At 67.9% G+C, this 14,284-nt stretch carries 17 protein-coding genes; 5 read left to right on the plus strand and 12 right to left on the minus strand.

All coding sequences use genetic code 11. From position 1 onward, the window contains the following. Positions 1–10: 10 nt before the first annotated feature. Positions 11–2,425 (plus strand): glycoside hydrolase family 2 TIM barrel-domain containing protein, encoded by a 2,415-nt coding sequence (locus tag AB0B61_RS22245; protein WP_358434734.1) that lies wholly within the window; start codon positions 11–13, stop codon positions 2,423–2,425. A gap of 91 nt (positions 2,426–2,516) precedes the next feature. Here AB0B61_RS22245 and AB0B61_RS22250 read toward each other — a convergent pair whose 3' ends face one another. Together AB0B61_RS22250 and AB0B61_RS22255 are read right to left on the minus strand one after the other, a co-directional pair. Further along, positions 2,517–2,729, minus strand: a complete 213-nt coding sequence (locus tag AB0B61_RS22250) for a hypothetical protein (RefSeq protein WP_358434737.1) — start codon at positions 2,727–2,729, stop codon at positions 2,517–2,519. 59 nt (positions 2,730–2,788) lie between these two features. After that, positions 2,789–2,992: a hypothetical protein gene (locus AB0B61_RS22255; protein ID WP_358434740.1), complete on the minus strand. Its 204-nt coding sequence runs from the start codon at positions 2,990–2,992 to the stop codon at positions 2,789–2,791. 45 nt (positions 2,993–3,037) lie between these two features. Between AB0B61_RS22255 and AB0B61_RS22260 the strand changes: the two genes are divergently transcribed. Then, positions 3,038–3,301 carry a hypothetical protein gene (locus tag AB0B61_RS22260; RefSeq protein WP_358434743.1) on the plus strand — a complete coding sequence of 88 codons (264 nt, stop codon included), beginning with the start codon at positions 3,038–3,040 and terminating at the stop codon, positions 3,299–3,301. Positions 3,302–3,328: 27 nt separating this feature from the next. Here the strand turns inward: AB0B61_RS22260 and AB0B61_RS22265 are convergent, their stop codons facing one another. The 6 genes from AB0B61_RS22265 to AB0B61_RS22290 form a co-directional block, all read right to left on the minus strand. Continuing rightward, on the minus strand, positions 3,329–4,306 hold the full coding sequence (locus AB0B61_RS22265) for a LacI family DNA-binding transcriptional regulator (RefSeq protein WP_358434746.1): 978 nt from the start codon (positions 4,304–4,306) through the stop codon (positions 3,329–3,331). A gap of 74 nt (positions 4,307–4,380) precedes the next feature. Continuing rightward, complete coding sequence (locus AB0B61_RS22270; protein ID WP_358434749.1) at positions 4,381–4,644, minus strand: hypothetical protein; 264 nt, start codon at positions 4,642–4,644, stop codon at positions 4,381–4,383. A 78-nt stretch (positions 4,645–4,722) separates the two neighbouring features. Next, entirely contained in the window at positions 4,723–5,226 is a 504-nt protein-coding gene (locus tag AB0B61_RS22275; RefSeq protein WP_358434800.1) for a family 43 glycosylhydrolase, read from the minus strand. A 476-nt stretch (positions 5,227–5,702) separates the two neighbouring features. Further along, positions 5,703–6,023 (minus strand): hypothetical protein, encoded by a 321-nt coding sequence (locus AB0B61_RS22280; RefSeq protein ID WP_358434752.1) that lies wholly within the window; start codon positions 6,021–6,023, stop codon positions 5,703–5,705. Positions 6,024–6,248: 225 nt separating this feature from the next. Further along, a complete protein-coding gene (gene rpsO / locus AB0B61_RS22285) occupies positions 6,249–6,518 on the minus strand; it encodes a 30S ribosomal protein S15 (protein WP_358434754.1) in 270 nt (89 codons plus the stop codon). A 270-nt stretch (positions 6,519–6,788) separates the two neighbouring features. Continuing rightward, on the minus strand, positions 6,789–7,367 hold the full coding sequence (locus tag AB0B61_RS22290) for an XRE family transcriptional regulator (RefSeq protein ID WP_358434756.1): 579 nt from the start codon (positions 7,365–7,367) through the stop codon (positions 6,789–6,791). 124 nt (positions 7,368–7,491) lie between these two features. Between AB0B61_RS22290 and AB0B61_RS22295 the strand changes: the two genes are divergently transcribed. Continuing rightward, complete coding sequence (locus AB0B61_RS22295; protein ID WP_358434759.1) at positions 7,492–8,175, plus strand: class I SAM-dependent methyltransferase; 684 nt, start codon at positions 7,492–7,494, stop codon at positions 8,173–8,175. A gap of 105 nt (positions 8,176–8,280) precedes the next feature. Further along, a complete protein-coding gene (locus tag AB0B61_RS22300) occupies positions 8,281–8,673 on the plus strand; it encodes a DinB family protein (RefSeq protein ID WP_358434802.1) in 393 nt (130 codons plus the stop codon). A gap of 54 nt (positions 8,674–8,727) precedes the next feature. Here AB0B61_RS22300 and AB0B61_RS22305 read toward each other — a convergent pair whose 3' ends face one another. Continuing rightward, positions 8,728–9,525 (minus strand): hypothetical protein, encoded by a 798-nt coding sequence (locus AB0B61_RS22305; protein ID WP_358434761.1) that lies wholly within the window; start codon positions 9,523–9,525, stop codon positions 8,728–8,730. A 20-nt stretch (positions 9,526–9,545) separates the two neighbouring features. On the opposite strand from AB0B61_RS22305, the gene AB0B61_RS22310 reads away from it, so the two are divergent. Further along, a complete protein-coding gene (locus AB0B61_RS22310) occupies positions 9,546–10,085 on the plus strand; it encodes a 2'-5' RNA ligase family protein (RefSeq protein ID WP_358434764.1) in 540 nt (179 codons plus the stop codon). A gap of 16 nt (positions 10,086–10,101) precedes the next feature. On the opposite strand, the gene AB0B61_RS22315 is transcribed toward AB0B61_RS22310, so the two are convergent. The 3 genes from AB0B61_RS22315 to rpoB all read right to left on the minus strand — a co-directional run. Beyond that, positions 10,102–10,590, minus strand: coding sequence for a hypothetical protein (locus AB0B61_RS22315; protein WP_358434767.1), 489 nt, complete (start codon positions 10,588–10,590; stop codon positions 10,102–10,104). After that, complete coding sequence (locus tag AB0B61_RS22320; protein ID WP_358434770.1) at positions 10,539–11,510, minus strand: FAD-dependent monooxygenase; 972 nt, start codon at positions 11,508–11,510, stop codon at positions 10,539–10,541. Before AB0B61_RS22320 ends, AB0B61_RS22315 begins: the two co-directional genes overlap by 52 nt. A 51-nt stretch (positions 11,511–11,561) precedes the next feature. Beyond that, positions 11,562–14,284, minus strand: a 2,723-nt coding sequence (gene rpoB / locus AB0B61_RS22325) for a DNA-directed RNA polymerase subunit beta (protein WP_358434773.1), incomplete at its 5' end; no start/stop codon positions are given.

Genomic DNA, 14,284 nt, shown 5'->3' on the forward strand with positions numbered 1-14,284 from the left:
AGGAGTACGCGTGATCCGCACGTCCTTCAACGACGGCTGGCAGGTACGGCCGAAGACCAACCCCTTCGCCGAACTGTCCGGTCAAACAGCGCCGTACCGGGAGGTGATGCTGCCGCACGACGCCATGATCGAGCAGGCGCGGGTACCCTCTGAGGAGGGTGGCGCGGGCGGGTACTTCCCTGGTGGGGTGTACGAGTATCGCAAGACGTTCTTGGTGCCCGAGGAGCATCGGGGCAAGCGGGTCGTCATCGAGTTCGAGGGCGTCTACCGCGACGCCACTGTGTTCGTCAACGGCGATTACGCGGGCCAGCGGCCCTACGGCTACTCGCACTTCCACATCGATGCCGATCGGTTTCTGCGGTTCGGGCAGGACAACGAGATCCGTGTCGAGGCCCGTGCGCATCAGGATTCGCGCTGGTACACCGGTGCAGGGATCTATCGTGATACCTGGCTGCTGGTCGGTGCGGTGGTCCGGATCGCACCTGACGGCGTTCGGGTGACCACTCCGGACATCGACGCCGAGCGGGCGGTGGTCGAGGTCGCCACGACCGTGGTCAACGACTCCATTGAGATCCGCACGGCTGACCTTCTTATTGAGCTGCATGACGTCGCCGGGGCCGTGGTGGCGACTGGCAGGTCGAAGGTGACCGTGCTGCCCGGCGAGTCCGCTATCGCCCGGCAGCGGCTCTACGTGCGCGAACCCGACCTGTGGAGCATTACCGATCCCGCCCTGTACACGTGTCACGTGACGCTGGCCGGTCTCGACTCCGAGCGGGTCACGTTCGGCATCCGCTCCCTCCAGCTCGACCCGGTGCATGGCCTGCGCCTCAACGGTGAGAGCGTCAAGTTGCGCGGCGCGTGCATCCACCACGACAACGGCGTGCTGGGCGCGGCAACGCACGCCCGCGCCGAGGAACGCCGTGTGCAGATCTTGAAAGCCGCCGGGTTCAACGCGATCCGCATGTCCCACCACCCGATGAGCACAGCCATGCTGGACGCCTGTGACCGGCTCGGCATGCTGGTCGTCGATGAGACGTTCGACATGTGGACCTCGGCCAAGAGCCCCTACGACTACAGCCTGAGCTTCCCCGAGTGGTGGGAGCGCGACGTCGAGGCGATGGTCGCCAAGGACTACAACCATCCCAGCGTGATCATGTACTCGATCGGCAACGAGATCCCCGAGACCGGCACGCCCTCCGGCGCCGCCTGGGGACGCAAGCTCGCCGAGAAGGTCCGCGCCCTGGACGGCACACGGTACGTCACCAACGCGATCAACAACATGCTGGCCGTCATGTCCGAGCTGGCCTCCCTGAGAGAGCAGGCGGCGGGCATCAACACCCTGATGGCCGACGCCGGGGACATGATGAACGCCGTCGCCGCCTCCGATGTGGTGACCGAGCGCACCGCCGAGTCCTACGGCGTGCTCGACGTGGCCGGGATGAACTACTCCGACAGCCGGCACGCCCTCGACCACGAGAAGTTTCCGGACCGCATCATCCTGGGCACCGAGACCTTCCCCACCCGTATCGACCGTAACTGGGCCCTGGTCCTGCAGTACAGCACGGTGATCGGCGACTTCACCTGGACCGGCTGGGACTATCTGGGTGAGGTCGGCATCGGCCGCCCGCAGTACGGGGATCGGCCCGTGCACACCGCGCCGTACCCGTATCTGCTGGCCGGCTGCGGCGACATCGACATCACCGGCCACCGCCGCCCCGCCTCCTACTACCGCGAGATCGTCTTCGGCTTGCGCACCCAGCCCTACCTGGCCGTCCAGCGGCCCGAACACCACGGCGAGACCTTCATCGGCAGCCCCTGGGCGTGGAGCGACACCCTGGCGAGCTGGACCTGGCCCGGCCACGAAGGCGCACCCGTCACAGTCGAGGTCTACAGCGACGCCGACGAGGTGGAACTCTTCCTCAACGGCCGCTCCCTCGGACGCCGCCCGGTGGACCGCTTCCGCGTCGCGTTCGAGGCGACGTACGAGCCAGGCGAGTTGCTGGCCCTCGCCTACCGCGACGGCGTCGAGAGCGGCCGTGACGTGCTGCGCTCCGCGACCGGCCCGGTGCGGCTCCGGGCCGAAGGCGACCGGCCGGTCATCTCGGCCACGGGCGGCGACCTCGCCCACATCACCCTCAGCCTGACCGACGCCGACGGAACCCTCTATACCTCGGCCGACCGCCAGATACGTCTGGAGGTATCAGGCACAGGCGCGCTCGTCGGCTTCGGCAGCGCCGATCCGTCCACCGAGGAACGCTTCGACGCGACCGGACACCGCGCTCACGAGGAAGCGACCGTACGCCGTACCTACGAGGGCCGCGCCCTGGCCGTTGTCCGTCCCACCGGCCCGGGCAAGATCCGGCTGCTCGCCTCCGCCCCGGACTGCGACCCGGCCGAGATCATCATCACCGTGGAGCCCTCATGATCGACCGTGAACCCCTGGTCCGCCGCCACACCGTCGAGATCACCCAGGCCGACCCGGCGACGGTGCTCACGGTCGGCAACGGCGACTTCGCCTACACCGCCGACATCACCGGCATGCAGACCTTCACCGCCTTCCACGACCAGGCCGCGGCCCGCACCGAGGGGCGGCTCGCCGTGAACACCGCGACGATGTCGACCTGGGGCTGGCACTCGATGCCCAACCCTGACGGCTTCGTGCTCGCCGACGCGATGTCGACGTACGAGACCTCGCGCGGGCCGGTCCAGTACCCGGACAAGTTCGACATGGCCGCGATGATGGGCGGCGACGTCAGCCGGGAGTACCGGGCCGGAACCTGGCTCCACGTCAACCCAGCGCCTCGACCTGTGGACCGGAACCCTCACCAGCGTCTTCACCTACGCCGGCCACCAGGTCCGCGTCACGACCGTCGCCGACCCGCACCACGCCCGTGTCGCCTTCCGGATCGAGTCGGACCTGCTCGCCACCGGCCAGGCCGCCGTCGCGGTGCGTTTCCCGTACGCCAGCGACGGCTTCGACGTTCGCGATCACTGGGACTGGAACAGCGCCTGGGGCTGGGACTTCCCCGTCATGGCCATGACCGCCACCCGCCTCGGCCGCCCCGACCTCGCCGTGGACGCCCTCCTCACCGACACCGCCAAGAACACCTACCTGGCCACCGGACACAGCCCGCAGATCGGCAGCATCCTGCCCCTCTACCTACCGGCCAACGGGGCTCTCCTCACCGCCGTGTCTCTCATGATCGCCGGGTGGGACAGCGCGGACACCGACGAGTGTCCGGGCTTCCCCCGCGACGGGAGCTGGACCGTCCAGCACGAGGGCTTCCCGGTATGGCCGTGACAGCCGCCCCGGCCCGCGTCTCGGCGCTCAGGTGGATGAGCGCTGGACGACGTGTGGATTGGTCGAGGCGTCGGCTGAAGAGGAGGCATGACTTGCTCCGGCGAGGCTGGTGACGATCGTCTCGGCGCGGTGTCGTGCCACGTCGTGCAGGTCCCAGCAGACGGTGGTGAGCGGCGGGGCCGCCAGGCGTGCCGTGGGAATGTCGTCGGCTCCGACGACGGCCATGCCGGCGGGGATGGCGAGGCCGTGTTCGTGCAGGCCGGCGAGCACGGCGAGCGCGGTCTCGTCGTTGAAGGCGCACACGCCGGTCACCGCGTGTTCGCGCCAGCCGGTGATGGCCTGCGCCGCGCTGGCGATCTCCAGGTGTACGGTCAGCGCCACAGGCGGTTCGAGCCCGGCCCGCACGCACGCGTCGGTGGCGCCTCGCAGGCGTTCGTCGGCCATCTGCCGGAAGGCGGGGTGGCCGGGCAGGGCATAGCCGAGGCGTCGATGGCCCCGGCTGATGAGGTGCTCGGCCTGCAGGCGGCCGAGATGCCGCATGGGAGAGGCGCCCTCGGGTTCGGAGGGAAGCACGAGATCGGCGCCCGCGCGGTGCAGGGCCTGGACGGTGTCCTGGTCGAAGGAGGAGAAACCGACGACCACGGAGGCGTCGACGGCCGCGCACACATCGGGCAGCGACCGGCCGTGCGCCGCGCCGAGGTGGGTGACCAGGGTCAGGCCGTAGGCCGCCAGCGCGGTGGCCAGCTCTTCGACGAAGCGGCTGATGCCCGCCCCGATGGGCAGGTCGGGGATGGCCAGAAGCACGACGTCGCTGCGGCCGGCCGCCAGAGAACGGGCGGAGGCGTGCGGACGATAGTCCAGCTCGCGGGCGGCCTCCAGGACGCGGCGCCGGGTCTCCTCGGTGATGCGCATCCCGGGCTTGTCGTTGAGCACGAAACTCACGGTGGCGCGGGAGACACCGGCGGCCTGGGCGACGTCCGAGCTCGTGATCCGCTTGACGGGCATGCGGTCCTCTCATCGATCGCATTCCTTGGCAGAACTCATCGTAGGACCTGCCGGGTAACGCGGGTAATCAGAGGTCAGCCGGAGACGCGTTCGGCGAGGGCGATGGTGGACTCGTGCTCGACGAGGAGGTGGATGATCGCCCGTTCGTCGGGAGTGGTGTTCGGCTGGTGCAGGGTGAGCGCGAGCCTCCCGTCGCGGAGCCGGACGATCATGCCGTGGCCGCCGTCCGTGGACCACAGCGCCTGCTCTTCCTGTGTCCAGGGCCCGGTGACCTGCCCGGACGACGAGTGGGCGACGCCCATCGCGTACCCCTGCTCGCCGACACTGGACCACAGCATGAGCAGGTGCCCGCTGGTGAGACGGAAGAGGAACGGGCCGTCGGTGACGTATGTCGCGGAGTGATCGAGAGACTTGGCTCACGGGGCGTGGGAGGCGTTGAAGAGTAAGACGGGTGCGCCGGCCGATTCGCGCAGGTCGCTGGTGAGGCGCTGGGCCCAGATCGCCCCGTCGTGGATCTGGGTCCACTCCTGGCAATAGATGAGCCAGGGGTCGCCCGCCTCGTCGACGAAGAGGGTGCCGTCGAGGCACTGCCACGTCCGCGGGGTGACCGCACCGTCGCTCCAAGGCGCGAAGGGGCCCTCAGGGGTGTGCGCCACGAGCACTTGGGTCCCGCGGTGGTCGTCGGGTCCGGTGAAGGTGGCGAACATGAACCATCGGCCCTGGTATTCATGCACTTCGGGCGCCCAGTACATGCCGTCGCTCCAGAAGCCGGCGGGCGGCCGGAACGCCTCGAACGGGCCTTCCCAGGTGCGCAGGTCCGAGCTGCGGTAGGTGTCGAAGCCCACGCCGGGGCCGGACCAGATGTTCTTGTCCGTGCTGCCGTAGATCCAGTAGGTCGATGTCGAGCGGTCGTTGAGGATGAACGGGGGACCCCGGGCCCGAGCGCGGCGTGCGACCGTTCCCGGGGTCGGCTGGGACGAGGAGAAGCGGGTCGACCTCGTGCTGGCTCATCGCGCGGTGCAGTTCCGGCCCTCCCGGTGGAAGCAACCGCGGGAGCGCATCAACGCGGGAACGCTCCCCGAGAGCTCCGCACCGCAAGCATCCCGGCAAGGGACCTGCCGACCGGCCACGGGCTCGAGGCCTCAGTGCGAAGCGATCCGAAGCACAGCAACCTGCTTCACCAGGACGTCTACGCCGAGACCTTGTTCCTGACAGGCGGCACGGCAGCGTTCCGGGAGGCGGCAGCAGAGGAAGAGCACGACTGGGACCAGCTCCATGTGGAGTTCTCCCCGCGATGGGCAAGATGACCAGGACTCTTTGGGGGAACTTCTCGACAAATTTGTTTCAGGCCTAGAGACGCCGTTCAAGGCGCGCCGCCGCCAGCCATGCGACCGCGTTACGAGCGGGAGCGGATGCGCCGGTTCACCAGGACGATCAGCACCATCTGGATGACAAATAGCATCAGCGCGATCAGTCCCGATGTGACGCTCATCTGCTCCTCCGAAAGCCCGCCAACGCATTCCGTTATGTTGCCGCCCCCATAGAGAAGAACGCAGTCACGTCCCAGGATCGTGGCAACAATGAAAAAGTTGGCAAGCAGGAGGGGGAGCGCGCCCAGAGCGAGGAGCAGCGGGATGTTGTTCGCTTTCCCGCCTGCCGGGTTCACCTTGGCCGGAACAGGTTCGAGAAGCCTGCCCCTATCGGAATCATGACTCACTCCGAACACCTAAGCATAGGTGGTCGATCACGACAAGGTCAGTACCGTTCGATCGGTAATGCGCTGCCCGTAAAGCTTGCGGGGACGCTATCGGGTTTCGGGGCTCCGCACCTCAATCCCGTAGGGCTTGCAGAACGGGGCCGAGGTGGTTGAGTGCCCGGGGCGGCCAACCGTGAACTGTGAGCCGGGGGAAACGGCATCGCGGTCGTTTCCCCCGGTACGGTGTCATCGGCGCAGGCCGAGCCGTTGGATGAGGCGCCGGTAGCGTTCGATGTCGATTCGTTTCAGGTACTTCAGCAGTCGCCGCCGACGACCGTTGAGCTTCTGCAAACCGTGACGGCTGTGATGGTCCAGCTGATGGATGCGCAGATGCGCGGTGATGTCGGCGATCCGATGGGTCAATAGCGCGATCTGCACTTCAGGTGAACCGGTGTCGCCGTCGAAGGTCGCGTACTCCGCGATGATCGCTTTTTTGCGCGCGTCTTCGAGCGCCATGATCTCCCTTGATTTCTGGAGGTCGGTCAGCGCGCGCAGTCAGCCCGCCGCAGCGGGGCCGGAAGTGTCAGGGCCGCAGGGCCGGGCAGGCATGCTCACGCTGGCCAGGGTTTTGTCTGCCGCATTGATCAGGGTCGGTAAACATGCTGTTTCTCCTCCCGTATCGACACGATCCAGAAAGGCGGTCGGCCTCGCCGTACCGTTGTGCCGATCCTTGGCTGGTTGATGCGCAAAGCACAACTGATTTATCCCTGCGAAGGGCGGAGATGATCAGTGCCTGGCCGGTGCCAGATGGGCGCGCTCTCCCTGCGCGCCGAACAGGGTGAGCACCTCCGCGGGCCGGCTGTGAGCGCTGCCGATCCAGTGCGGAATGTGAGTGTCGAACTCCGCGGCCTCGCCGACGCCGAGCCGGAACTCCTGCTCGCCGAGCACGAACCTGACGTGTCCGTTGAGGACGTAGAACCACTCGTAGCCTTCGTGGGTCCGCAGGTGCATCGTGGGCGCGCGGCCGGCGGGTGGATAGATCACCTTGTATGCCTGGATACCGCCGGGCCGCCTGGTCAGTGGCACCATCACCAGCCCGGACCGTCGTACGGGCCGTAGGTGGATGCGCGGGTCGCCGGTGGGCGGGGCCGCGACGAGGTCATCGAGCGGGACACCGTGCGCCCGGGCCAGAGGCAGCAGCTGCTCCAGCGTGGGGCGGAGCTTGCCGTTCTCGAGACGGGACAGGGTGCTCGCCGTGAGGCCGGTTTCGCCGGCCAGCGCCGCCAGCGTGGTGCTTCGCGCCTTGCGCAGGGCACGCAGCCGCGGCCCGACTCCGGCCAACACGTCTTCTGCGGGGTTGTCCATGCCTCCCGATAATGCGGATCCGCAACTTTTCTTGCAAGCGGGAAATGGCGGTGGCGATGCTGTCGTACATCACCGGCGCCGAAGGTACGTACTCGGCACGCCGACCGACGAAGGGGCGACTCAGATGGATACCAACCGATACCGAGGACCCGCCACGGGCGGCCAGGGGGCGACGGACGAGGATGCCGAGCTGTTCTGGGAGCGGCACTACCGCACCCGGCGTACCTGGGACGCACGCGCCAACCCGCTGCTCGCCGAGACCGCCGCACCGCTGCGCCCCGGCACGGCCCTCGATCTGGGCTGCGGCGCAGGTGGCGACGCCATCTGGCTCGCCCAGCAGGGCTGGCACGTCACCGCCGTGGACATCTCCACCACCGCCGTCGAGCGGGTACGGGAACGCGCCCGCGATCTCGGCGTCGCGGACCGGGTCGTCACCGAACAGCACGACCTGGCCAGAAGCTTCCCGGCCGGCCAGTTCGATCTCATCTCCGCCCAGTACTTCCAGACCCCGTTCCCGCTGCTCCGCAGCCGGGTCCTGCGCACCGCCGCACAGGCCCTTCGCCCCGGCGGTCTGCTGCTGATCGTCGACCACGGCTCCACCGCGCCCTGGTCGTGGAACCAGGACCCCGACATCCACTACCCCACACCCACCGAGATCGCCGCCGAACTCGATCTCGACCCCGCGCACTGGTCCGTCCTGCGCGCCGACATGCCCCGCCGCCAGGCCACCGGACCCGCCGGTGAGACCGCCACCGTCATCGACAACATCTTGCTCGTTCAGCGAACCGCCGGAACCACAGGGGAGTGACTCGATGCAGCGATCCAGGACACGGACGAAGGACACCATGCCACCGCGACCGGCGCCGACGAGAAGGCCACCCTGCGGGGGTTCCTCGACTATCTGCGGAACGCGATCGCGGACAAGGTCGCGGGCGTACCGGAACCGCAGGTCCGTACGGCCGGAGTGCCCTCGGGCACCAACCTTCTCGGGCTGGTCAGGCATCTGGCGTTCGTCGAACGCTTCTACTTCCTCGGCGAGGATGCCGCCGACTGGCCCGCGACCATGCGGCCGTCGGCGGAGGACACCGTTGACGGCGTGCTCGCCGACTACCGGAAGACCGTCGAGCGAGCGAACCAGGTCATCGACGCCTGCCCAGACCTGGCCCTTCCCGCCCCGCGACCCTCGCGCCCAGGGCCTGCGCCATCGATGCGATGGGTCCTGGTGCACATGATCGAAGAGACCGGCCGGCACGCCGGCCACGCCGACATCCTCCGCGAGCAGATCGACGGATCGACCGGCCGCTGACCAGCCGGGCCCTTGCCGAGCGCCTCGGCGCTCAGCCGACGGTAGGCAGGTCAGCTATCGGACGATGGGCGCCGGGCTGGGCCCGAGCGGTCTCGGGCGTTCCTCCTTCGATAAACCCGCGGGCTCCTCGCGAGCGGCGTAGAGCAAGGCCAATCGAATCAGCCCGGCCATCAGCACCGGTACCCCGATGATCCAGCAGCGTATGCCCGCCAAGGCGCCCTCGTTGGCATGCTGGCCGTTGCCCTGGATCTCAGGTGCGAGAGTGGAGGCGACCAGTGGAAGCAGGAGCAGTGCGACGCCTGCGAGGACCAGCGCCGCGCTGGATGCGATCGACTGTCTGGGCCGGTAGGTGCGAGCCGCCAGCAGAGTCAGGGTCACGGCACATACGACGGCAGGCAGTGCCACCTTGCCCGACCAGTGCGACAGCATCGTCGTCCCGTACCACCGCTCATCTGAAAGAGGCTCCGCGAAGTAGACCGCAGGAGCCGGTGCGCCGAGGAGATCTTTCACCGTGCCCAACAGGCTTCCACCGATGAAAGCGATGATGAACACCGACCAGCGCCACCCGGTCCGGAAGCCCTTGGCCGAAACGACGAGAGAGGCGGCGGCGGCGATCAGGCCGAGTACCACGCCCTTGCTGGCCCCGTTGGCAAACGGTATCCACTTGTTCCACGGATAGTTTCCGACCGCGATGGCCGTCCACGCGCCGATAGCACCCCAGGCAACGACCCCGACAGCGATTCCGACGCACAACACATCCCACACGCGCTTGTCATCTGGGAGATCCTTTCGGCGCATCGGGTCATCATGGTGGGGTGCGAGGCCAACGTGCAATACACCGACAATGATCATGGAACCTATGGCGGTGAGGTATGTCGGATGACGCTTCAGGACAGTACCGAGTAGGCGAGACGGCTCTGCTGGCCGTGGTGCGGGAAGCCGAGCCATTGGTCGGCCCCTGGCGGCGGCGTCTCGATTCCTCCGCGAGTGCGGGGGTTCCCGCGCATGTGACGGTGCTTGTTCCCTTCCTCGACATCGATCGCGTCGGGTCCGCGGTCATCGACGACTTGCGCGTGCTGATCGGCGCGCACAGCCCGTTCGCGGTCCGGTTCGACGAGTGCCGGCGTTTCCCTGACGTGCTCTACCTGGCGCCGACGCCCGAGCAGCCGTTCCGTGCCCTGACCGAGGCCGTCGCGGCGCGATGGCCCGAAGCGCCACCGTACGGCGGACAGTTCGCGGACGTCATCCCGCACCTGACGGTCGCCTACGGCCAAGAGCCCCAGGCGTTCCATGAGGTGGAAGCCGCGCTCACCCCACGATTGCCGGTCACCGCCCACGTATCGTCGGTCAGTCTGTTCGTCAGCGAGGGCACCCGCTGGCACCAGCACGTCGAGTTCCCGTTGCTCGGCTGATCTGGTGCATGCGCGGTCATTCTCCGGTGACCTGGCTGCGCTCGATGAGTTCCAGTACGGCGTCCCTGGTTTCGCGCAAGACGGCGATGGTGTCGGCGGCGGCCGAGGTGATGGCCGCCTCGCCGGGAGCGACCGGCGGGTCGAGCAGCTGGGCCACGGTGTCGGCGAGGACTTCGGCAGGGTCGTCGACGTTGAGCGGGGCGGTGGCCGGGTCGAACATGGCCATGCCGAATCCGGTGAGTACGGCGTGCACCGTGTACGCCTGGTCGGGCCACGGGCGGTCGTGGCGGGTCAGGCCGTGTCGGTGGAGGATCGGCATGACCGCGTTGCACAGCGCGCTGGGCCTGGTGCGGGCGAACAACTCGCGGTCGCCGGCCTGCTGGGTGAGCAGCCGCAGCAGATCGGCGTCGCCGTAGAGACGGGTCGCCAGCGGGAGTTTCTCCGCCGTGCGGATCAGCAGCTCGAAAACAGTATGGAAAGAAACGGCCGCATCCGGGTCTCCCATGCCCGCAGCGCGCCGGGCAGGTCACCGGGGTGGCGCCGCAGCATCGTGCCCAGCAGTTCGCCTCCGGCGATGCCGCTGGAGGCGCCCATGCCCGCGTACAGGGTGACGCACCAGGCGGCGTCGCCGACCAGGACGACCCGGCCGCGGTGCCAGCTCGGCATCTTGACCTGGTGTACGGAGTCGAACAGGTGGTCCGGCGCCTGCTCGAACGCCGTGAACAGGCTTTCCAGCACCGGGCCGGCGGGCCGCGGGCCGAAGGCGGCGCGGATGGACTCGATCGGCGGGCGCGCGAACTCGGCGTCGATGTCATCGGTGCGGTAGGAGAACATCAGGCTCGGCGCGTGGCCGGCGAAGGAGAAGGTCCACGCCGAGCGCCTCGGCTCGGCCAGGATCAGGCCCTCGCGCAGGCCGAAGCCCGCGACCGGTTCGTCCAGCGCGGTGGCGCCGACCATGTAGTTCAGCGGACGCAGGTAGTCCTCGGGGCCGAAGACCAGCCTCCGTACGGTGGAGCGCAGCCCGTCGGCGCCCACCACCAGGTCGAAGCGTTCGGTGACGGTGGTGTCGGCGGCGGTGTCGTGCAGGGTGACCTCGGCCGCGGAGTCGTCCTGGGTGATGCGCGTGGGCACGGTGGAGTAGCGGATCTCCACATCGTCCGGCAACGCGGAGAACAGGCCCTGTTCCACGTCGCCGCGCAGCAGCTGCCTGGGCTTGCTGACCAGGTTCGGGAGCTCGGTCGGGCTCATGCCGGGGGTGCGGCGCCCGGCCCGGTTCACCTCGTACACGGCGAGTTCCGGGTGAGCGCGGTCGCCGATCGCCTCCAGCACGCCCAGCCGCCGCGCCGAGGTGACCCCGGCGCCGAACAGCATGATGAAGTAGCCGCTCGAGCCCGCTGGGCGCCCAGAAGCCGTAAGCGGCTGCAAGGGCGCCCAGAAGCTGTCAGGGCCGCAAGGGGCTCAGAAGCCGTAAGGGATTCAGACCTCCTCGACGCTGCTCGGCTCACGCCGGGACAGATCGATGCCGAGCTCTTCCGCGGCGCGGAAGACGTCCTCGTCGGTGTCGCGCATCTCGATGGACATGCCGTCGCTGGAGAGCACCTCGACGTTGAGGCACAGCGACTGCATTTCCTTGATGAGGACCTTGAAGGACTCGGGGATTCCCGGCTCGGGGACGTTCTCGCCCTTGACGATCGCCTCGTAGACCTTCACGCGGCCCACCACATCGTCGGACTTGATCGTCAGCAGCTCCTGGAGGGCGTAGGCGGCACCGTAGGCCTCCAGAGCCCACACCTCCATCTCACCGAAGCGCTGGCCACCGAACTGGGCCTTACCGCCGAGCGGCTGCTGGGTGATCATGGAGTAGGGGCCGGTCGAACGCGCGTGGATCTTGTCGTCGACCAGGTGGAGCAGCTTCAGGATGTACATGTAGCCGACCCCGATGGGATAGGGGAACGGCTCACCACTGCGCCCGTCGAACAGCCGGGCCTTACCGCTGCGCTGCACCATCCGATCCCCGTCACGGTTGGGGACCGTGCTGTTGAGGAGGCCGACGATTTCTTCTTCGTGGGCGCCGTCGAAGACCGGGGTGGCCATGTTGGTGCGCGGGGCGACCTTGTCGAAGCCCTTGTCACGCAGGCGCTCTGCCCACGCTTCCTGGACGCCGGAGATGTCCCAGCCGCGGGCGGCGATCCAGCCGAGGTGGGTCTCCAGCACCTGGCCGACGTTCATCCGGCCGGGCACGCCCAGCGGGTTGAGGATGATGTCGACCGGGGTGCCGTCCTCCAGGAACGGCATGTCCTCGACCGGCAGGATCTTGGAGATGACGCCCTTGTTGCCGTGCCGGCCGGCCAGCTTGTCGCCGTCGGTGATCTTACGCTTCTGGGCCACGTAGACGCGGACCAGCTCGTTCACGCCCGGCGGCAGCTCGTCGCCCTCCTCGCGGGAGAAGACGCGGACGCCGATGACCTTGCCCTGCTCGCCGTGCGGCACCTTCAGCGAGGTGTCGCGGACTTCGCGGGCCTTCTCACCGAAGATCGCGCGCAGCAGCCGCTCTTCCGGCGTCAGCTCGGTCTCACCCTTGGGCGTGACCTTGCCGACCAGGATGTCACCGTTCACGACCTCGGCGCCGATGCGGATGATGCCGCGCTCGTCCAGGTCGGCCAGGACTTCCTCCGAGACGTTCGGGATGTCCCGGGTGATCTCCTCCGGGCCCAGCTTGGTGTCGCGGGCGTCGACCTCGTGCTCCTCGATGTGAATCGAGGACAGGACGTCGTCCTGGACCAGTCGCTGGGACAGGATGATCGCGTCTTCGTAGTTGTGACCCTCCCATGGCATGAACGCCACCAGCAGGTTCTTACCGAGGGCCATCTCACCGCTGTCGGTGCACGGACCGTCGGCGATGACCTGGTTGACCTCGACCCGGTCACCTTCGGCCACGATGGGCTTCTGGTTGAAGCTCGTGCCCTGGTTGGAGCGCTTGAACTTGGCGACACGATAGGTGGTGCTCGTACCGTCGTCGTTGGAGACCGTGATGTAGTCGGCCGAGACCTCCTGCACCACGCCGGCCTTCTCAGCGCTCACCATGTCGCCCGTGTCGGTGGCGGCCCGGTATTCCATCCCCGTACCGACCAGCGGCGCTTCACTCTTGAGCAGCGGCACCGACTGACGCATCATGTTGGAGCCCATGAGCGCGCGGTTGGCGTCGTCGTGCTCCAGGAACGGGATCATCGCGGTGGCGACCGACACCATCTGGCGCGGCGACACGTCGATGTAGTCGACCTCGTCGGCCCGGGCCAGTTCGGTCTCGCCGCCCTTGGTACGGACCAGGACCCGCGCGTCGGCGAACGTGCCGTCCGGGTTGAGGATCGTGTTGGCCTGCGCCTTGACGAAACGGTCTTCCTCATCGGCGGTCAGGTAGTCGATCTGCTCGGTCACCTTGCCGTCGACGACCTTGCGGTACGGCGTCTCGACGAAACCGAAGGCGTTGATCCGGCCGTAGGAGGCCAGCGAGCCGATCAGGCCGATGTTCGGGCCTTCCGGAGTCTCGATCGGGCACATCCGGCCGTAGTGGGACGGGTGCACGTCACGAACCTCGAAGCCGGCCCGCTCACGCGACAGACCACCCGGACCCAGCGCGGACAGACGCCTCTTGTGCGTCAGCCCGTCGAGCGGGTTGGTCTGATTCATGAACTGCGACAGCTGCGAGGTGCCGAAGAACTCCTTCATGGACGCCACGACCGGGCGGATGTTGATCAGGGTCTGCGGCGTGATCGCCTCGACGTCCTGAGTCGTCATCCGCTCGCGCACGACGCGCTCCATACGGGCCAGACCCAGACGGACCTGGTTCTGGATGAGCTCACCGACGCTGCGCAGACGGCGGTTGCCGAAGTGGTCGATGTCGTCGACCTCGATGATGATCTCGCGGCCGTCCGTGCCCGGTCTCGACTCCTCGCCCGCGTGCAGCCGGACGATGTACTCGATCGCGGAGACGATGTCCTCTTCGGTCAGAGTGCTCTGAACGATCGCCGAATCGACCCCGAGCTTCTTGTTGATCTTGTAGCGACCGACCTTGGCCAGGTCGTAGCGCTTGGGGTTGAAGTACAGGTTCTCCAGCAGGGTCTGCGCCGACTCCTTGGTCGGCGGCTCACCCGGCCGCAGCTTGCGATAGATGTCCAGCAGCGCGTCGTCCTGGCCGGCCG

Origin of the sequence: Nonomuraea sp. NPDC049158, from assembly GCF_040648335.1 — a bacterium.
GTDB lineage: Bacteria > Actinomycetota > Actinomycetes > Streptosporangiales > Streptosporangiaceae > Nonomuraea.

Coding starts and splice junctions, on each gene's coding strand:
- rpsO (WP_358434754.1), bottom strand. CDS start 6,518: ATGGCGCTCGAAGACGCGCGCAAAAAAGCGATCATCGCGGAGTACGCG.
- AB0B61_RS22270 (WP_358434749.1), bottom strand. CDS start 4,644: ATGCTGTGGTCCAGTGTCGGCGAGCAGGGGTACGCGATGGGCGTCGCC.
- AB0B61_RS22295 (WP_358434759.1), top strand. CDS start 7,492: ATGGATACCAACCGATACCGAGGACCCGCCACGGGCGGCCAGGGGGCG.
- AB0B61_RS22265 (WP_358434746.1), bottom strand. CDS start 4,306: ATGCCCGTCAAGCGGATCACGAGCTCGGACGTCGCCCAGGCCGCCGGT.
- AB0B61_RS22310 (WP_358434764.1), top strand. CDS start 9,546: ATGTCGGATGACGCTTCAGGACAGTACCGAGTAGGCGAGACGGCTCTG.
- AB0B61_RS22290 (WP_358434756.1), bottom strand. CDS start 7,367: ATGGACAACCCCGCAGAAGACGTGTTGGCCGGAGTCGGGCCGCGGCTG.
- AB0B61_RS22315 (WP_358434767.1), bottom strand. CDS start 10,590: ATGGGAGACCCGGATGCGGCCGTTTCTTTCCATACTGTTTTCGAGCTG.
- AB0B61_RS22250 (WP_358434737.1), bottom strand. CDS start 2,729: ATGTCGAACTTGTCCGGGTACTGGACCGGCCCGCGCGAGGTCTCGTAC.
- AB0B61_RS22260 (WP_358434743.1), top strand. CDS start 3,038: ATGACCGCCACCCGCCTCGGCCGCCCCGACCTCGCCGTGGACGCCCTC.
- AB0B61_RS22305 (WP_358434761.1), bottom strand. CDS start 9,525: ATGATCATTGTCGGTGTATTGCACGTTGGCCTCGCACCCCACCATGAT.